16 protein-coding genes and 2 pseudogenes are annotated in these 18,959 nt (G+C 50.9%); 11 read left to right on the top strand and 7 right to left on the bottom strand.

All coding sequences use genetic code 11. The annotated features are described in order from the left end of the window. Positions 1 to 212 precede the first annotated feature (212 nt). A complete protein-coding gene (locus ACH0VJ_RS16950; RefSeq protein ID WP_000210955.1) occupies positions 213 to 1,478 on the top strand; it encodes a DUF1479 domain-containing protein in 1,266 nt (421 codons plus the stop codon). A gap of 121 nt (positions 1,479 to 1,599) precedes the next feature. Here ACH0VJ_RS16950 and ACH0VJ_RS16945 read toward each other — a convergent pair. Then, positions 1,600 to 1,683 (bottom strand): annotated as a pseudogene (locus tag ACH0VJ_RS16945) (hypothetical protein); the annotation flags it as partial. On the opposite strand from ACH0VJ_RS16945, the pseudogene ACH0VJ_RS16940 reads away from it, so the two are divergent. Next, positions 1,674 to 2,405: pseudogene (locus tag ACH0VJ_RS16940) on the top strand (Cof-type HAD-IIB family hydrolase); the annotation flags it as partial. The pseudogenes ACH0VJ_RS16945 and ACH0VJ_RS16940 sit on opposite strands and share 10 nt — an antisense overlap. Before the next feature lie 28 nt (positions 2,406 to 2,433). On the opposite strand, the gene ACH0VJ_RS16935 reads toward ACH0VJ_RS16940, so the two are convergent. Together ACH0VJ_RS16935 and ACH0VJ_RS16930 are read right to left on the bottom strand one after the other, a co-directional pair. Next, a complete protein-coding gene (locus ACH0VJ_RS16935; protein WP_077907598.1) occupies positions 2,434 to 3,177 on the bottom strand; it encodes a DUF4261 domain-containing protein in 744 nt (247 codons plus the stop codon). A 547-nt stretch (positions 3,178 to 3,724) separates the two neighbouring features. Beyond that, complete coding sequence (locus ACH0VJ_RS16930; protein ID WP_000961481.1) at positions 3,725 to 5,317, bottom strand: ABC-F family ATPase; 1,593 nt, start codon at positions 5,315 to 5,317, stop codon at positions 3,725 to 3,727. A gap of 218 nt (positions 5,318 to 5,535) precedes the next feature. Here ACH0VJ_RS16930 and ldtB point away from each other — a divergent pair, with 218 nt between their 5' ends. Next, entirely contained in the window at positions 5,536 to 6,456 is a 921-nt protein-coding gene (gene ldtB, locus ACH0VJ_RS16925; protein WP_001056404.1) for a L,D-transpeptidase, read from the top strand. A gap of 43 nt (positions 6,457 to 6,499) precedes the next feature. Here ldtB and ACH0VJ_RS16920 read toward each other — a convergent pair whose 3' ends face one another. Together ACH0VJ_RS16920 and mntR are read right to left on the bottom strand one after the other, a co-directional pair. Next, positions 6,500 to 7,612 carry an anion transporter gene (locus ACH0VJ_RS16920; RefSeq protein WP_001046521.1) on the bottom strand — a complete coding sequence of 371 codons (1,113 nt, stop codon included), beginning with the start codon at positions 7,610 to 7,612 and terminating at the stop codon, positions 6,500 to 6,502. Further along, positions 7,609 to 8,082, bottom strand: a complete 474-nt coding sequence (gene mntR / locus ACH0VJ_RS16915) for a manganese-binding transcriptional regulator MntR (protein WP_000533542.1) — start codon at positions 8,080 to 8,082, stop codon at positions 7,609 to 7,611. Before mntR ends, ACH0VJ_RS16920 begins: the two co-directional genes overlap by 4 nt. A 185-nt stretch (positions 8,083 to 8,267) precedes the next feature. Between mntR and mntS the strand changes: the two genes are divergently transcribed. Both mntS and ACH0VJ_RS16905 read left to right on the top strand, forming a co-directional pair. Beyond that, positions 8,268 to 8,396 (top strand): manganase accumulation protein MntS, encoded by a 129-nt coding sequence (mntS, locus tag ACH0VJ_RS16910; protein ID WP_001001755.1) that lies wholly within the window; start codon positions 8,268 to 8,270, stop codon positions 8,394 to 8,396. A 264-nt stretch (positions 8,397 to 8,660) separates the two neighbouring features. Beyond that, positions 8,661 to 10,241, top strand: coding sequence for a phosphoethanolamine transferase (locus ACH0VJ_RS16905; protein WP_001089323.1), 1,581 nt, complete (start codon positions 8,661 to 8,663; stop codon positions 10,239 to 10,241). 62 nt (positions 10,242 to 10,303) lie between these two features. Here the strand turns inward: ACH0VJ_RS16905 and ompX are convergent, their stop codons facing one another. After that, positions 10,304 to 10,819: an outer membrane protein OmpX gene (gene ompX / locus ACH0VJ_RS16900; protein WP_000716763.1), complete on the bottom strand. Its 516-nt coding sequence runs from the start codon at positions 10,817 to 10,819 to the stop codon at positions 10,304 to 10,306. A 353-nt stretch (positions 10,820 to 11,172) separates the two neighbouring features. On the opposite strand from ompX, the gene rhtA reads away from it, so the two are divergent. The 6 genes from rhtA (at position 11,173) to ybiO (ending at position 17,954) form a co-directional block, all read left to right on the top strand. Next, entirely contained in the window at positions 11,173 to 12,060 is an 888-nt protein-coding gene (gene rhtA, locus ACH0VJ_RS16895) for a threonine/homoserine exporter RhtA (RefSeq protein ID WP_001119551.1), read from the top strand. Positions 12,061 to 12,362: 302 nt separating this feature from the next. Next, positions 12,363 to 12,866 (top strand): DNA starvation/stationary phase protection protein Dps, encoded by a 504-nt coding sequence (gene dps, locus ACH0VJ_RS16890; protein WP_000100805.1) that lies wholly within the window; start codon positions 12,363 to 12,365, stop codon positions 12,864 to 12,866. Positions 12,867 to 13,342: 476 nt separating this feature from the next. Further along, positions 13,343 to 14,089 (top strand): glutamine ABC transporter substrate-binding protein GlnH, encoded by a 747-nt coding sequence (gene glnH, locus ACH0VJ_RS16885; RefSeq protein WP_000838671.1) that lies wholly within the window; start codon positions 13,343 to 13,345, stop codon positions 14,087 to 14,089. A gap of 145 nt (positions 14,090 to 14,234) precedes the next feature. Then, positions 14,235 to 14,894 carry a glutamine ABC transporter permease GlnP gene (glnP, locus tag ACH0VJ_RS16880; RefSeq protein ID WP_001159076.1) on the top strand — a complete coding sequence of 220 codons (660 nt, stop codon included), beginning with the start codon at positions 14,235 to 14,237 and terminating at the stop codon, positions 14,892 to 14,894. Further along, on the top strand, positions 14,891 to 15,613 hold the full coding sequence (gene glnQ / locus ACH0VJ_RS16875) for a glutamine ABC transporter ATP-binding protein GlnQ (RefSeq protein WP_000569093.1): 723 nt from the start codon (positions 14,891 to 14,893) through the stop codon (positions 15,611 to 15,613). Before glnP ends, glnQ begins: the two co-directional genes overlap by 4 nt. Before the next feature lie 118 nt (positions 15,614 to 15,731). Next, positions 15,732 to 17,954: a mechanosensitive channel protein gene (gene ybiO, locus ACH0VJ_RS16870; protein ID WP_001267705.1), complete on the top strand. Its 2,223-nt coding sequence runs from the start codon at positions 15,732 to 15,734 to the stop codon at positions 17,952 to 17,954. On the opposite strand, the gene rlmF is transcribed toward ybiO, so the two are convergent. After that, positions 17,951 to 18,877, bottom strand: coding sequence for a 23S rRNA (adenine(1618)-N(6))-methyltransferase RlmF (gene rlmF / locus ACH0VJ_RS16865; RefSeq protein ID WP_001275962.1), 927 nt, complete (start codon positions 18,875 to 18,877; stop codon positions 17,951 to 17,953). The two genes, ybiO and rlmF, sit on opposite strands and share 4 nt — an antisense overlap. Positions 18,878 to 18,959: the final 82 nt, after the last annotated feature.

Genomic DNA, 18,959 nt, shown 5'->3' with positions numbered 1-18,959 from the left:
TGAGCAGAACCACAAATTTATTTCGAATGAAAAGTAGCTGAACGAAAGGAATAGCCGCATAAGACATTAAGACGTCCTGGCCACCTTACGTTTTCCTCTCGCTTCCCTCTTTGTGCGCCCCTGCAATATTTTAAACTTGCATTAACCTTATTTTAACTTAAAGTATCACATGTAACTAATTTTACTTTCGAACGAAAGATGATGAGGTTGATATGACAACTCCTTTTACCCACGAAACGCTGCCCGCCGACCCAAAAGCGGCCATTCGTCAGATGAAGCAGGCGCTACGCGCGCAAATCGGCGACGTACAGGCGGTGTTCGACCGTTTGAGCGCCACCATAGCAGCCCGGGTGGCGGAAATTAACGATCTGAAGGCGCAGGGGCAGCCGGTATGGCCAATTATCCCTTTTAGCGAACTGGCGATGGGCAACATTAGCGATGCCACCCGCGCCGAGGTTAAGCGCCGCGGGTGCGCGGTGATTAAAGGTCATTTTCCACGCGAACAGGCGTTGGCATGGGACCAGTCGATGCTCGACTATCTGGACAAGAACCATTTTGACGAGGTGTATAAAGGACCGGGGGATAATTTTTTCGGTACGCTGAGCGCCTCCCGGCCTGAAATCTATCCTGTCTACTGGTCGCAGGCGCAAATGCAGGCCCGCCAAAGTGAAGAGATGGCGCTGGCGCAGTCGTTCCTCAACCGTCTATGGCAGGTAGAGCACGACGGCAAGCGATGGTTTAATCCGGATATCAGCATCATTTACCCGGATCGCATCCGTCGCCGCCCGCCGGGCACCACATCCAAAGGACTGGGGGCGCATACCGACTCCGGCGCGCTGGAGCGCTGGCTGCTGCCAGCCTATCAGCGGGTATTTGCCAGCGTGTTTAACGGCAACGTCGAGCAGTACGATCCGTGGAATGCGGCACACCGTACCGAAGTTGAAGAGTATACGGTGGATAACACCACCAAATGCTCGGTATTTCGCACCTTCCAGGGCTGGACCGCGCTCTCCGATATGCTGCCCGGTCAGGGGTTGCTTCATGTCGTCCCTATCCCGGAGGCGATGGCGTATATTCTGCTGCGCCCGCTGCTGGATGATGTCCCGGAAGATGAATTATGCGGCGTCGCGCCGGGCCGGGTGCTGCCGATTTCTGAACAGTGGCATCCTTTACTGATGGCGGCGTTAACCAGCATTCCGCCACTGGAAGCCGGGGATTCCGTGTGGTGGCATTGCGATGTCATCCACTCCGTCGCCCCCGTCGAAAATCAGCAGGGCTGGGGCAATGTGATGTACATTCCTGCCGCGCCAATGTGTGAGAAGAATCTGGCCTATGCGCGTAAGGTGAAAGCTACGCTGGAGACAGGCGCATCACCGGGCGATTTCCCGCGCGAGGACTATGAAACCACCTGGGAAGGGCGCTTCACGCTGCGCGATCTGAATATTCACGGTAAACGGGCATTAGGTATGGACGTTTGACGGTCGTACAGCCCTGCCCGCTCAACTGCGGTGTGCCCTTTGCCTGGGCGCACCCGTCTTACCGAACCTACGCGCCAGGATACGTAGGCCCGGTAAGCACAGCGCCACCGGGCGTCAGTGTTTAGCTTTCAATCCCTTTACTACGCAAATAATCGTCGTAGTTGCCGCTGAAGTCCACCACGCGCTCCGGCGTAATTTCAGGAACTGAAAAAGCGCGGCATTGAGTTCGTTGTCGCCAGCGGTAATCAGTATTACCAGCTTATTTCGTTCTTTCCTGAGCTAAAGGATGAGATCTCTTTTGTCGCGGAAAACGGCACGCTGGTGTATGAACATGGCAAGCAACTGTTCCACGGCGAACTGACCTGACATGAATCGCGGATTGTTATTGGCGAGTTGCTGAAATATAAGCAACTTAATTTTGTCGCCTGCGGTCTGCAAAGTGCATATGTCAGCGAAAATGCGCCAGAAGCACTCGTTACCCTGATGGCAAAACACTACCATCGCCTGAAACCTGTAAAAGATTATCAGGAGATTGATGACGTACTGTTCAAGTTTTCGCTCAACCTACCGAATGAATAAATCCCGTTAGTGATCGACAAACTACACGTTACGCTCGATGGCATTATGAAGCCCGTCACAAGTGGTTTTGGCTTTATCGTTCTGATTATTCCCGGCCTGCATAATAAAGCAAACGGTATTTCGCGGTTACTGAAACGCTGGGATCTGTCGCCACAAAATGTGGTAGCGATTGGCGACAGCGGCAATGGCGCAGAGATGCTTAAAATGGCGCATTATTCATTTGCGATGGACAATGCCGCAGAAAACATTAAATAAATCGCCCGTTACGCTACCGATAATAATAAGCATGAAGGCGCACTGAATGTGATTCAGGCGGTGCTGGAAAATAAAGTGCCGTTTACACTTTAACGAGAGTCGGGGCAATTGCCCCGATTTCTCAATGAGCATTACACTCATCTTCTTCAATCAGTTCAACCACTAATGTGGTTCCAGGCCCCTGTAAGTAATATTCATCGTCAAGGGGATCGCGCAGTTTCATAAATGTCGTTTTACCGACTTGCATGGTATGCCCGGCAGCCATTTCTGCTCCACTTTCAAGCAGGTAACGCAGAACATTATTGAAAATATCAGAATATTTTTGCCCTTCGTGATGACCTTGTGCGTGTGCTGCGAAATCTGGTAGCCCAAAGCAATCAGCACCATAGGTACGCATCCATACGCCTTCGATATCCTCAACTTCATATTTCACAAATCCACAAAATAGAGAGGTCAGCGGGAAACCTTCACGCAACATTTCCAGACTATGCTTACCCAACTCCTGAGACTTAAATACCCCCGCAGGTAATGAAGTGTGACCCGATTCATTTAATACAGCGACAGCCCCCATGCTACTTAATGCACCTGCAACCACAGCCAACGCAACATATTGCTCTAAAGGTGAAGTATCATACCCCTTATAATATAAAATAATATTTGCACTGGTTGCCCGTACTTGCTCTTTTACTTCCTGGGGATAATGAGCTGGCGCGACGCATTGTTCGATTGATTCCTGAGGGTAAGGCGTTTTAAATCCAACCATCGATATTACATGCTTACCCCATCCTGCTAAACCAAAAAAATCCAGTTCAGGGACAAGTTCACACGTTGCCTGTTTCATACTGGAATGATAATTACGCAACAAGCGGGTGAGTTCTTTTGAATTATTTTCCGGGAGAGTATCAAATACAACAACTAAACTTAGTGGGTTATCAATTTCAGCATTCGCTACTAAAACACCTTGTATATTAGATGAGTTTTTTTCTTTACGGCCAAAAAAGCGTTCCAAAATGCTCATATTTATTCCTTTTGTTGAACAATAAAGGAATATAAAATAGCACTTGAATTCTTATAAAGAAAATAACATTACAATATGTTTACCACAAAATATATTCGCAATTTTTATGATAGATCCTCTTCTTTCATTTAATTTTAAAATAGAATATTAAGAGCCTATCCCACCAGGCGTTATTGGCGCAGCCAGTTTGGACACGGACAGCGCGCAAAAACCGGAGCGTAAACGTAGTACGTGAGGATTTTGAGCACTGCCCAGGTCCAAAATGGCAAGTAAAATAGCCCTAATGGGATAGGCTCTAAGAGTATATATAATTTTCACATTGCATTCGGAAAAAATAAAAATTACCTTGTTAACATTCTGTAACCCCGACGCTATCGGGGTTACAGACAATAACTTACTCGATCCCTTTACTACGCAAATAATCGTCGTAGTTGCCGCTGAAGTCCACCACGCGCTCCGGCGTAATTTCAATGACGCGGGTTGCCAGCGAGCTGACGAACTCACGGTCGTGCGAAACAAAGATCAGCGTGCCCTGATACAGTTCCAGCGCCATATTCAGCGATTCGATCGACTCCATATCCAGGTGGTTAGTCGGTTCGTCCATGATCAGGATATTCGGCTTTTGCATCATCAGTTTGCCGAACAGCATACGGCCCTTCTCGCCACCGGAGAGGACTTTCGCAGGCTTTTTGATATCATCCTGGCTAAATAACAGGCGGCCCAGAATACTGCGCACTGCCTGCTCGTCGTCGCCTTCCTGTTTCCACTGACTCATCCATTCAAACACCGTCAGGTCATTTTCGAATTCATATTCGTGGTCCTGCGCGTAGTAACCAATACGCGCGTTTTCCGACCATTTAACGGTGCCGTGATCGGTGTCCAGATCGCCAACCAGCGTCTTCAGCAGCGTAGATTTACCCACGCCATTGGTGCCGAGTACCGCCAGCTTCTCGCCGACTTCGAGCAGCAAATTGACATTTTTAAACAGCGGACCGTTATCAAAACCTTTCGTCAGCGCTTCCACTTCCAGAGCGTTACGGAACAGTTTTTTATCCTGCTCAAAACGGATGAACGGGTTCTGACGGCTGGAGGCTTTCACCTCTTCCAGCTTGATTTTATCGATCTGCCGCGCGCGCGACGTTGCCTGACGCGATTTAGAGGCATTGGCGCTAAAACGGCTAACAAAAGATTGCAGCTCGGCAATTTGCGCTTTTTTCTTCGCATTATCGGCCAACAGACGTTCACGCGCCTGAGTCGCCGCCGTCATATACTCATCATAGTTACCCGGATAGACGCGCAAGTCGCCGTAATCCAGATCCGCCATATGCGTACAAACCATGTTCAGAAAGTGACGGTCGTGCGAAATGATAATCATCGTGCTATCGCGCTCGTTCAGCACCTGCTCCAGCCAACGGATAGTATCAATATCCAGGTTGTTGGTCGGTTCGTCGAGCAACAGGATGTCCGGGTTAGAGAATAACGCTTGCGCCAGCAGCACACGCAATTTCCAGCCTGGCGCGACTTCACTCATCAGACCGTAATGCTGCTCCAGCGGGATGCCCACCCCCAACAGCAGTTCGCCCGCGCGCGCCTCAGCGGAATAACCGTCCATCTCGCCGTATTTTACTTCCAGATCGGCGACTTTATAGCCGTCTTCTTCGCTCATTTCCGGCAAAGCGTAGATACGGTCGCGCTCCTGCTTGACTTCCCACAGTTCGCCATGCCCCATAATGACAGTATCAAGTACGGTGAATGTTTCAAAAGCGAACTGGTCCTGACGCAGCTTACCGATGCGCTCATTCGGATCGAGGGAAACATTGCCCAGCGTCGGCTCCAGGTCGCCGCCGAGGATTTTCATAAAAGTGGACTTTCCGCTACCGTTGGCGCCAATCAGGCCGTAACGGTTGCCGCCGCCAAATTTGACGGAAATGTTTTCGAACAGCGGCTTACTGCCGAACTGCATGGTAACGTTGCTGGAAACTAACACAGGCTTATCCTGAAAAAAGATGTGACAAACCGCTTATTATGCCACAAGTCTGAAATAAGATCGCGCCCTGTACAAAGGGCTACACTGAACCGTAAGGGAAAAAAACGTGATTTCGTACACATCTGAATTCCCTGTTTACTGGAATGCACCTATAATGCGCTCCCAACATGACAGAATTCTCAACCTACTAGCCTGCTTGGCACAGAATCTCGCATAACATGAATATGAAATTAACAACGCTTTTCGCGGCGGCTTTCGCTGTAGTTGGTTTTTGTAAAACAGCCTCAGCAGTCACTTACCCGCTGCCTACCGATGGTAGCCGTTTAATTGGGCAAAATCAGGTCATCACCGTTCCGGAGGGCAATACCCAGCCGCTGGAGTATTTTGCCGCGGAGTACCAGATGGGGCTCTCCAACATGCTGGAAGCCAACCCTGGCGTGGATACCTTCCTGCCGAAGGGCGGTACCGTGCTGAATATTCCGCAGCAGCTGATCCTGCCGGATACCGTACACGAAGGCATTATCATCAATAGCGCGGAAATGCGCCTCTATTACTACCCGAAAGGCACAAACACCGTTATCGTCCTGCCGATTGGGATCGGTCAGTTAGGTAAAGACACGCCTATCAACTGGACGACCAAAGTTGAACGTAAAAAAGCCGGTCCGACCTGGACGCCTACGGCAAAAATGCACGCTGAATATCGCGCCGCCGGCGAGCCGCTGCCTGCCGTCGTGCCTGCGGGCCCGGATAACCCGATGGGTCTGTACGCGCTGTACATCGGTCGCCTGTATGCTATTCACGGCACCAACGCCAACTTCGGCATCGGGCTTCGCGTGAGCCACGGCTGCGTGCGTCTGCGCAACGACGATATCAAATTCCTGTTTGAAAATGTGCCGGTCGGTACCCGCGTGCAGTTTATCGATGAACCGGTAAAAGCCACCACCGAGCCGGACGGTAGCCGTTACATTGAGGTGCATAACCCGCTGTCAACGACGGAAGCGCAGTTTGAAGGTAAGGAAGCGGTGCCGATCACGCTTAATAAGAGTATCCTGGCCGTCACCAACGAGCCTGACGTTGATCAGACCGTCGTACAACAGGCAGTTCAGGATCGTTCCGGGATGCCGGTTCGTCTGAACTGACAGACTCTGCCTGCGAAGCCCGATAGACACTATCGGGCTTCTCTTACGGCATCAGTTGCAATAATCCATATCCCACCAGCGCCGCCCATGCCAGCATCGGCAGCGAATAGAAATGAAATCGCCACCAGATTCGGCGATCGTTCGCCATCCGTAAAGCAATAAGATTTGCCAGCGACCCCGGCAGCAGACCAAACCCGCCGATATTCACCGCCCACGCCAGCAACGTCGAGGCCGGTACATAGTTCAGCAGGAGAATGGTACTGGGCACATTACTGATAACCTGCGACAGGCCGATAGCGGTTAGCCAAAGCCCCAGGTGAGACAGTGCGCCAACCTGGTTGAAAACGCCCTGCAACGCCGGCAATTGCGTTAGCAGATGGACATCAATAAACATCGCCATAAATACCAGCAGCAGCGTCCAGTCCACGCTGACTATCACCCTGCGCGCCAGCACAATAAACCCAGCCGCCACCAACACCAGTCCCCATAACTCTTGCCTGAGCTCCAGCGCGGTAAGAAAAACGACATATAATGCCAGGCAACTCCACACCAGACGGGGCTGCCACTGCGGCGAACGCGTACCGGTATGATACTGTAACGCCCTACCCGGAAAACAAAACCAGCACAGGAGCAGTAATGTCAGCATCATCATGACGGCAAGCGGCGCCATTTGCCCGCTAAATTCAGCAAAGGTTAAGCCGGAGCGTCCCCACAACAGAATATTTTGCGGATTACCGACAGGCGTCAGCAGCGAACCGGCGTTAACCGCCAACGCTTCAAAAATAATCAATCGGTTGACCGGAATCGCGCACAGTTTTTTTAATGTTATCGTCAGCGGCACAACGATAAACAGCGCGACATCGTTTGTCAGAAAGGTCGACAGTGCCGCCGCAGCCAGCACCAGGAACATCGCCAGTTGCCGCTCGGTATGAAATCGGCGCGTCATCTTGCGTCCCAGCACATCAAAATAGCCGCTCAGCTCAACGCCTTTAGTGAGCAACATTAACCCACTGAGGGTAATAATGGTGTGCCAGTCAATCGCGCCAGGCCAGGCGCGAGGCGCAAAAGGAACAAACAGGCTTAACGCCATCCCCACAATGATCAACAACTGAAAAAAACGGTCACGCCGCAGCGCCCGTAAAAAGGCCAGATTCATTCTGCAGATGTTCCATGCTGTTGCGTGAAGGCCAAAAAGGCATCCAATGTCTCCTGGCTGACATGGTGTTCCATCCCTTCCGCATCACGACGCGCGATTTCCGGGCTTACGCCTAATACCAGTAAAAAATTTTCGACAATTTGATGCCGCTCGCGGCTTTCCTGCGCCAGCTTCTCCCCTTCCGGTGTCAGAAAAACGCCGCGCCAGGGGATCATTTGAATAAATCCTAACGATGCCAGGCGTTTAAGCATTTTGGCCACAGTTGGCTGGGAGACGCCGAGCCGCGCCGCCATATCCACCTGACGCGCTTCCCCTACCTCAATAATTAAATCGGAAATCAGCTCAACGTAGTCGTCTATCAACTCACGGCGATGCGCCTCTCTGACCTGACGAAATCCTTCAACGTGTTCTTCTACGTTCACCAATTGCGTCACTTTTTTTGTTGTTGGCGTACCTGCGCGACGACCCATTTTGCTTCCTCGTTTCTGTGACGCGTTAACGCGTCAGCTGACAGAGCGCTCATTGTAAACCAGAGTTGTCCGGGCACAAAAAATTAACGTTTTAGCAATAGCTATAAAACATAGCCTGTGCTATATCTGTATGTAATGCAGACATCCCTCACGGATCGATGGGATAGAAACATCAGGAGGTTTTTATGAACGAATTTAAGAGGTGTATACGCGTGTTCAGTCACTCTCCCTTTAAAGTCCGGTTAATGCTGCTCTCTATGTTGTGCGATATGATCAACGGCAAACCGGAACAGGATAACCCTTCCACGAAATAACGCGGCGGTGCGGTACGCCGCTTTATTTTGCATCCTCAACGGAAATGGCGCCCATTTCCCCTGTTTTTTTGTGATTTTGCTATTCTCTTCGCAAAACATTTTCTTTCCGGCGGTTGACCTTCTTACCCGCACGCTCTATCTTCTGGCAGCCCTGAATATTTTGCGACTCGCCGTTGCGAACCCAATACCTTTTTTACGCATAATCAGGCAGGTAATGACCCTTCGCGCCAGGGTTAGCACATGGCGTTTTTGCAATAGTGGCATATGAATTCAACCCTTATCGATTCACTTCTCGCCCGTCGTCGGGCGGTAAGCCCATGGGCGGGCCTCTACTTTTTACAGTCGCTGCTGATTAACCTCGCGCTCGGCTACCCCTTTAGCCTGCTTTATACCGCGGCGTTTACCTGCCTGTTGCTGCTGCTCTGGCGCTACCTGCCCCGCGGACAAAAAGCGCTGCTCGGCATCTGTTCGCTGGTAGCCGCTTGCTATTTTCCCTTTGGCCAGGCTTACGGCGCGCCGAACTTTAATACGCTGCTGGCGCTGCACTCCACCAATATGGAAGAGTCGAGCGAAATCCTGACCATCTTCCCGTGGTATAGCTACCTGACCGGACTTTTTATTTTTGCGCTGGGTATTATTGCGCTTCGCCGCCGAAAAGAAGAGGTCAGGCCGCGCTGGAATAGCCTCGACAGCCTGTGCCTGCTGATCAGCGTCGCGGCATTTTTCGTCGCGCCGATACAAAATCTGGCCTGGGGCGGCGTTTTTAAGGTTATTGATACCGGCTATCCGGTTTTTCGCTTCGCCAAAGACGTTATCGTCAATAACAACGAAGTCATTGAAGAGCAGCACCGTATGGCGCAGCTATCCGGCATAAAAGATAGCTGGACGGTTACTGCGGTGAAACCCAGATATCACATCTATGTCGTGGTGATTGGTGAAAGCGCGCGACGGGATGCCATGGGCGCTTTCGGCGGCCACTGGGATAATACCCCCTTCGCCAGCCATGTGAATGGCGACTTCTTTATGGATTACATCGCCGCCAGCGGCTCAACGCAAAAATCGCTCGGTTTAACGCTCAATCGCGTGGTGGTTAACAAACCACAGTATCAGGATAATTTCGTCACGCTGGCTAACCGCGCCGGTTTTCAGACATGGTGGTTTTCCAATCAGGGGCAAATCGGCGAATACGACACGGCCATCGCCAGTATCGCCAAACGCGCCGATGAAGCGCATTTCCTGAAAAACGGCGATTTTGAAGCGGATAAAAATACTCGCGACGACGCGCTGTTAACCATGACGGCGCAGGTATTGGCGACAGAACGCACGCAACCGCAGTTGATTGTGTTGCATTTAATGGGATCGCATCCCCAGGCCTGCGACCGTACTCAGGGAAAATACGCGACGTTTGTCCAGTCGAAAGAGACGTCTTGTTATTTATACACCATGACGCAAACCGACAATTTGCTCCGTCAGCTCTATACTCAGCTTCGTCATAGCGGCGACAGTTTTTCGCTCGTCTATTTCTCCGATCACGGGCTGGCGTTTAAAGAACGCGGCAAAGCGGTACAGTACCTGGCGCATGACGACAAATTCCAGCAAAACTTCCAGGTGCCGTTTATGGTGCTATCCAGCGACAGTAAAGCGCATCGGATCATTAAAGCTCGCCGTTCCGCGAACGATTTCCTGAGTTTTTTCTCGCAATGGACAGGAATTAGCGCTAAAGAGATCAAAAATCGCTATCGATTTATTTCGGAACAGAAAACCGGGCCCGTTTATATCACCAATTTCAAATTACAGAAAGTGGACTATAACCATCTGGGCAGCGATATTTTTTCACTAAAATAATGCACGTTTCAGGCAAAAAAAATCCGCCCCGAAAGGCGGATTTTTCATTTTCACCGACGTGATTAGAAGCGGTAACCTACGCCAGCAATCCAGGTGCCAACGTCAACGCTACGAATACGGCTCTGCTCGTAAGAGAAGTCCAGAGCAACATTTTCCATCGGGTTGAATTGCAGACCAGCGCCATAGGAGAAGCCATAATCGCTGGTGTCATGCTTGTAGGTTGGGTAATCGGTCGTCTGGAATTTACCGTAACCCACACCGACTACACCGTAGATGCTCGCCCAATCGTTCAGACGGTAAGCCGGGCCGGCAGTGATGCCGTAGTACTGACCTTTGTTGTAATCGCCCGCACCGTTAGTACGATCTTTTTCGGTGTAGGTGAAGGAACCGATTACGCCCAGCGGGTTGTCGTCCTGCTCGTAACGATACTTCAGGTTGAAACCGCTCATTTTATTCGCTACGCCCTGCGCGTCGCTCTGAGCGTAACCACCGGTAACGGTAGAAGTAGCAGCTACTGCAGTACCTGCGGAAAAAGCCAGAACAGCGGCCAGTGCTGAAAGACATGCAATTTTTTTCATAACCACCTCAAATGTGCTTCAAGTAAGTCCTAAGTTTTAAATATATCAAAAATTAATGGGAAACTCTTTGCGATTCACGGTGTCTAAGGGCGCCTTTCATGTAACAGAACGTTTCCATATCGCGCTATCTTATTCAATTAACATCACTTTTCCGGCTGATTGCACCAATAATGCGCGTGTGGCGCGATACATTCATCCAGATTATTCCTAAACTAACAGTCTATTTATCCATCAATTTAAGTTCATTTTATGGAATCCTGGAAATTTTTTTTCAACGAATCCTCAACCGCTCCGGGGAATTTCCATTACACTGCCACCTTTACTCGTACTGACATTTTTTGACAGGAGAAAGGATGCCGGGGTCAACACGTAAACTACCAGTCTGGTTGCCCATTTTGGTTTTGCTCATTGCCATGTCCTCTATTCAGAGTGGCGCTTCACTGGCAAAATCGTTATTTCCTCTTGTCGGCGCGCCGGGTGTAACGGCGCTTCGTCTGGCGTTGGGAACGCTTATCCTTATCGCCTTTTTCAAACCCTGGCGTTTGCATTTTGCCAAAGAGCAGCGGCTGCCTTTACTGTTTTATGGTCTGTCGCTGGGCGGGATGAACTATCTATTCTATCTGTCGATTCAGACGGTGCCGTTGGGTATTGCGGTCGCGCTGGAATTTACCGGCCCTCTGGCGGTCGCGCTGTTTTCATCCCGGCGTCCGGTAGATTTTATTTGGGTCGTACTGGCTGTGCTTGGACTCTGGTTCCTGCTGCCATTAGGACAAGATATGTCTCACGTCGATCTTACCGGGGCCGCGTTAGCGCTCGGCGCTGGTGCCTGTTGGGCTGTCTATATTCTTACCGGCCAGCGAGCAGGCGCGGAACATGGTCCGGCCACGGTGGCGGTAGGCTCGCTGATTGCCGCCATCATTTTCGTGCCGATTGGCGCAGTTCAGGCTGGCGATGCGCTATGGCACTGGTCGATTCTTCCCTTAGGGTTAGCGGTCGCTGTGCTTTCTACGGCGCTGCCTTATTCACTGGAAATGATTGCGCTGACGCGCCTGCCAACCCGCACCTTCGGTACGCTGATGAGCATGGAACCCGCGCTGGCCGCCGTTTCCGGGATGATTTTTCTGGGCGAAACGCTTACGGGCATACAAATCCTGGCCCTGTGCGCCATCATTGCCGCTTCAATGGGATCTACCCTAACGATTCGACGCGAACCGCAAATTAAACAAGTTGACGTAAAATAGTTTCTTATTCTGCATGATGTGCATAATCATGCAGAATATCACCTCGTTATTCACCTTTTATTATTGCGCTATTACTTCGTCATTTTTTGTCATATTTTTTCTCATTTTTTACATTAAAATGAGAATTATTACCCACCAAACAGCAAACTCATCTAACTAATTGATTTTTAATCATAATAAATATTAAATCTTGTCTGTACTATTAAAGTGATAGGTAAATTCAAAAAAGCAAAGTTAAAAACCGGTGCTATACTTATTTTCGTTAATTACCTGGGACACAAACATCAAGAGGATATGAGATTATGAGTACCGCTAAACTGGTAAAAACAAAAGCGTCTAATCTGCTTTATACCCGTAACGATGTATCAGAGAGCGATAAAAAAGCGACGGTTGAGTTGCTTAATCGTCAGGTGATCCAGTTCATTGACCTGTCGCTGATCACGAAACAGGCCCACTGGAACATGCGCGGTGCTAACTTTATTGCCGTTCATGAGATGCTGGATGGCTTCCGTACCGCACTGACCGATCATCTGGATACTATGGCCGAGCGCGCCGTACAGCTTGGCGGTGTGGCGTTAGGCACCACGCAAGTTATCAACAGCAAAACTCCACTGAAAAGCTATCCGCTCGACATCCATAACGTGCAGGATCACTTAAAAGAACTGGCCGATCGCTACGCTGTTGTCGCTAATGATGTTCGCAAAGCTATCGGTGAAGCCAAAGATGAAGACACTGCCGATATCTTTACCGCCGCATCACGCGACCTCGATAAATTCCTGTGGTTTATCGAATCCAACATCGAATAAATCTATCTCTACCCTGAATACTTCGAGTTGCAGGAAGGTACAAACGCAGCGAATCCGCAGAAGCCTGACTTCCGTCGGTCACTGAAGCGAACGCACCTGCAACTTGATGTACACAGGTATATAAGTCATCCCTATACCCCTGCCTGGCACAGGGGTTTTGCACTTAATTAGTGCACACGTCTTGTACTCCCCTCCGATAAAAGTGAATTATTTGTAATAATTACATCACACAATCGTTAATTAAAGATTGTTTTAACAACAATTTTTACGCTAAATAGACCCTGTATCTCTACTTTGTTATTCATGCACTAAATCAGTGCCCCAAAACGGTGCGGTATACTGGTTTTGCCCGACTTATTGTGCACAGGAATGAGTGACGCTTCTGTTAAAACAATGAGTTACATAATTGGCATGATTTTTTCATTACGCTACATGTTCTCGCAGGGGATCGCCCCGTGGATAGAAAAGGAAATGCTATGAAGTCTCTATTAAAAGTTTCACTGGCTGCACTTACCCTGGCTTTTGCGGTGTCTTCGCACGCCGCGGATAAGAAACTCGTTGTGGCAACCGATACGGCGTTCGTTCCGTTTGAATTTAAACAGGGCGACAAATACGTCGGTTTTGATGTTGATCTGTGGGACGCTATCGCGAAAGAACTGAAGCTGGACTACACCCTGAAACCGATGGATTTCAGCGGCATTATTCCGGCATTACAAACCAAAAATATCGATCTGGCGCTGGCGGGTATTACGATTACGGACGAACGTAAAAAAGCGATCGACTTTTCCGATGGCTATTACAAAAGCGGTCTGCTCGTGATGGTGAAAGCCAACAATAACGACATTAAAAGCGTTAAAGACCTCGATGGCAAAGTCGTTGCCGTGAAGAGCGGAACCGGGTCGGTGGATTACGCGAAAGCGAATATCAAAACCAAAGACCTGCGTCAGTTCCCGAACATTGATAACGCGTACATGGAATTAGGCACCAACCGCGCAGACGCTGTTCTGCACGATACGCCGAACATCCTGTACTTTATCAAAACCGCAGGCAACGGCCAGTTCAAGGCGGTAGGCGAATCGCTGGAAGCACAGCAATACGGAGTTGCCTTCCCGAAAGGCAGCGATGAACTGCGCGAGAAAGTCAACGGCGCGCTGAAAACGCTGCGTGAGAATGGCACCTATAACGAAATCTACAAAAAATGGTTCGGTACAGAACCTAAATAAAACGACCTGATGTTGGCTTGTGGCCCGGTAGTGAGGACGCTCACCGGGCCTACAGCTCTTTTCCGTGACGGATAAGACACTTTCACGCCATTTCCGCGCCGGATAGAGCATTTGACTATTTACACCACGGTAACAGGAACGACATATGCAGTTTGACTGGAGCGCCATCTGGCCCGCCATTCCGCTTTTGCTTGAGGGCGCTAAAATGACTCTGTGGATCTCGGTCCTCGGTCTGGCTGGCGGCCTGGTTATTGGACTGGCGGCAGGTTTTGCCCGTACGTTTGGCGGCTGGTTCGCCAACCACATCGCCCTGGTTTTCATTGAAATTATTCGCGGCACGCCCATCGTTGTCCAGGTCATGTTTATCTACTTTGCCCTGCCGATGGCATTTAATGATTTGCGTATTGATCCATTCAGCGCAGCGGTCGTGACAATTATGATTAACTCCGGCGCTTATATCGCGGAAATTACTCGTGGCGCAGTATTATCCATTCACAAAGGTTTTCGCGAAGCGGGTCTGGCGCTGGGCCTTTCTCGCCGGGAAACCATCCGCCATGTTATTTTACCGCTTGCTCTGCGCCGTATGCTGCCGCCGCTGGGCAACCAGTGGATCATTAGCATCAAAGACACCTCGTTGTTTATTGTTATCGGCGTAGCCGAGCTGACCCGTCAGGGCCAGGAAATTATTGCCGGTAACTTTCGCGCCCTGGAAATCTGGAGCGCCGTGGCCGTCTTCTATTTGATCATTACGCTGGTGCTGAGCTTTATTTTGCGTCGTCTTGAAAGAAGGATGAAAATCCTGTGATTGAATTTAAAAACGTCTCCAAGCACTTTGGCCCCACCCAGGTGCTGCATAACATTGATTTAAACATCCGTCAGGGCGAAGTGGTTGTGATTATCGGCCCTTCCGGTTCGGGTAAATCCACGTTATTACGCTGTATCAATAAACTGGAAGAGATCACCTCCGGTGATCTGATTGTCGATGGTCTGAAAGTCAACGATCCTAAAGTAGACGAACGGCTGATTCGCCAGGAAGCCGGCATGGTGTTTCAACAGTTTTATCTGTTCCCGCATCTGACCGCGCTCGAAAACGTAATGTTCGGTCCTCTGCGCGTACGCGGCGTAAAGAAAGAAGAAGCGGAAAAACAGGCGAAAGCACTATTAGCGAAAGTTGGACTGGCGGAACGGGCGCACCACTACCCCTCCGAGCTTTCCGGCGGTCAACAACAGCGCGTCGCCATTGCCCGAGCGCTGGCAGTGAAGCCGAAAATGATGCTCTTTGACGAGCCAACCTCCGCTCTGGACCCTGAACTGCGCCATGAAGTGCTGAAAGTCATGCAGGATCTGGCGGAAGAAGGCATGACCATGGTCATTGTCACTCACGAAATCGGCTTTGCCGAAAAAGTCGCCTCACGGCTGATTTTTATCGATAAAGGCCGTATTGCCGAAGATGGCAGTCCGCAGGCGTTGATCGAAAACCCGCCAAGCCCACGTTTACAGGAATTTTTACAGCACGTCTCCTGAAATATCGCCCTTCCTGCCCTGCGGCAGGAAGGGCATCATGGAATAGTCCCATTTCATTTTCCCTCCCCTGCGCCATCTATACTTAGTGTTTTGCGTCTCTTTTCTCACTGGAGGAGTCATGCGGTGGACCCTGTTCATCCTTTTTTGTCTACTGGGCGCGCCTGCCCATGCGGTCGCCATACCCGGCGTGACCACGGGGACATCAACCAGCCAGCAAGCAGCGCCAGAGCCCAGTCCTGAACAAAAAAAAGCGGCCTATGCGGCCCTGGCTGACGTACTGGAGAACGAGGCTTCACGTAACGAATTGATAGCGCAACTCCGCGAAGCCTCAACCACGCCGCCGACCGAGCCGGCGCCAGCGCTTGCGCCGCCTGCGGCCAAAGATGAGAAAACGGTACTGGAGAACGTCACCACCGTTACCCGTCAGTACGGCGATGCTTTCGCTACCCGTTTCGCCCAGCTTTATCGCAACATCACCGATGCGCCGCACAAACCGTTTAACTCGCAAACCTTCACCAACGCGTTAACCCACTTTTTATTTCTGGCCGTCGCGGTATTTGGTTTTTATAGCGTGATACGGCTTTGCGCCCTGCCGTTATATCGAAAAATGGGCCTGTGGGCGCGCAAGAAAAACCGTGAACGCAGCAACTGGTTACAGCTCCCGGCGATGATCGTCGGCGCGTTTATTATCGACCTGCTGCTACTGGCGCTCACCTTATTTATCGGTCAGATGCTCAGTGATAATTTCCATGCGGGAAGTCGAACTATCGCTTTTCAGCAAAGCCTGTTCCTGAATGCCTTCGCGCTGATAGAGTTCTTTAAAGCGATTCTGCGGCTTATTTTTTGCCCTAATGTACCGGAATTACGCCCATTCGCGATTCAGGATGCGACAGCGCGTTACTGGAATCGCCGTATGAGTTCCCTTAGCAGTTTGATTGGCTACGGGCTAATTGTTGCCGTTCCGATTATTTCCAACCAGGTGAATGTTCAGGTTGGCGCGATGGCTAATGTGGCGATCATGCTCTGCATCACCATCTGGGCGCTGTACCTGATCTTTAAAAACAAAGCGGAGATTACGCAACATTTATTAAGTCTGGCGGAACGATCATTAGCCTTTTTTAGCCTGTTTATCCGCGCCTTTGCGCTGGTGTGGCACTGGCTGGCCAGCGCTTACTTTATCGTGCTGTTTTTCTTCTCGTTATTCGACCCAGGCAATAGCCTGAAGTTTATGATGGGCGCGACCGTGCGCAGTCTGGCGATTATTGGCATCGCGGCGTTTATCTCCGGTATGTTTACCCGCTGGATAGCGAAAACCATCACCCTGTCGCCCCATACGCAGCGCAATTACCCGGAATTACAAAAGCGGCTTAACGGCTGGCTCTCCTCGGCGCTAAAAGTCGCACGCTTTTTGACCGTCTGCGTCGCCGTTATGCTGTTGCTCAACGCCTGGGGGCTATTCGATTTCTGGCACTGGCTACATTATGGCGCGGGGGAAAAGATGGTCGATATCCTCATCCGTATCGCGTTAATCTTATTCTTCTCCGCCGTGGGATGGACGATCCTCGCCAGTCTGATTGAGAATCGTCTGGCCTCCGATATTCATGGCCGCCCGCTACCCAGCGCCCGCACGCGCACGCTGCTGACGCTGTTCCGCAATGCGCTGGCAGTGATTATCAGTACCATAACCATCATGATCGTGTTATCGGAAATCGGCGTCAATATCGCGCCATTGCTGGCTGGCGCGGGCGCGTTAGGTCTGGCTATCTCTTTCGGTTCGCAAACCCTGGTGAAAGATATTATCACCGGCGTCTTTATTCAGTTTGAAAACGGGATGAATACCGGCGACTTAGTCACCATAGGCCCGCTGACGGGGACGGTCGAAAGAATGTCGATTCGTTCCGTCGGCGTGCGGCAGGATACCGGGGCATACCATATTATCCCGTGGTCCTCGATCACCACTTTCGCCAACTTTGTGCGCGGTATCGGCTCTGTTGTCGCCAACTATGACGTGGATCGCCATGAGGATGCGGATAAAGCGAATCAGGCGCTGAAAGACGCGGTAACGGCGCTGATGGAGACGGAGGATATTCGCGGGCTGATTATCGGCGAACCCACGTTCGCCGGTATTGTCAGTTTAACGAACACGGCGTTTACTTTACGCGTGTCGTTCACCACGCTACCGCTCAAGCAGTGGACGGTGCGTTTTGCCCTTGATAGCCAGGTGAAAAAGCATTTTGATCTGGCTAATGTGCGCGCGCCGGTGCAAACGTATCAGGTTCTGCCCGCCCCCGTCGGCGGCCCGTCGCCTGATTCGCTGCCGCCGCGCGAACCGACGATTTAGCGTTTACGGGTGATAAAACGGCGACGCTGGTCGTCATCCATAAAGGTCCAGGCAATAAAGCGGCTTTGCTTTTGCCCCTGGGCCATCTCTTTTTTCACCACTTTCACCGCGCCAGCCTCCGTCAACGCCCGGTAAAGCGGCGGTAAATTCTCGCCGCGCGACACCAACGTCGTAAACCACAACACCTGACGGCGGAAGGATTGGCTTTCAGCAATCATTTTTTTAATAAAGGCGACTTCGCCGCCTTCGCACCATAGCTCCTGCTGTTGACCGCCAAAGTTCAGCGCATCATCTTTATTCTGCCCCAAATTGCGGCGCTTACGCTCGCTGCCCGCGCGGGCTGCGGCGGCGGAGTCGTGAAAAGGCGGGTTACAAAGCGTTGCGTCATAAAATTCATTTTTATGAATGATACCGGTAAAAATGGCCGCCGGATCTTTTTGCCGACGCAGACGAATGGCGCGGCTTAACCCCGTATTAGCCTGAATGATAGCCTGCGCGCTGGACATCGCTGCGTCGCTGACTTCACTACCGGTAAATCGCCAGCCATATTCATGGACGCCGATAAGCGGATAAATACAATTGGCGCCCACGCCCACGTCCAGAATAGTTGCCTGCGCCGGAATACTCCCTGTCGTTTCGCCAAGCAGATCCGCCAGATGATGGATATAATCCGCACGACCAGGCACCGGCGGACATAAAAACCCTGGCGGAATGTCCCAGTGTGTGACGGCATAAAAATGCGCCAGCAATGCCTTATTGAGCGCTTTTACCGCTTGCGGATTAGCAAAATCAACGCTCTGTTCACCGGCGGGCGTGCGGATAAGAAAGGACGTCAATTCCGGCGTGGTCTGACACAGTGCGGCGAGATCATAACGGTGTTGATGGCGGTTGCGCGGGTGTAACCCCGGTTTCTGGGCGGACATGGCATTCTCCTTTTAGCAGCGGCGTAAGATACCCGTATAACGCCACGGGGTAAATATACCACCGCGAATTCCCTGCCTCGCT

It is taken from the genome of Salmonella sp. 2020_1459, assembly GCF_043847915.1.
In the GTDB taxonomy this organism is placed as follows: domain Bacteria; phylum Pseudomonadota; class Gammaproteobacteria; order Enterobacterales; family Enterobacteriaceae; genus Salmonella; species Salmonella enterica.
Note: the sequence above shows the minus strand (reverse complement) of the source record. Positions and strands in the feature narration are given on the sequence as shown.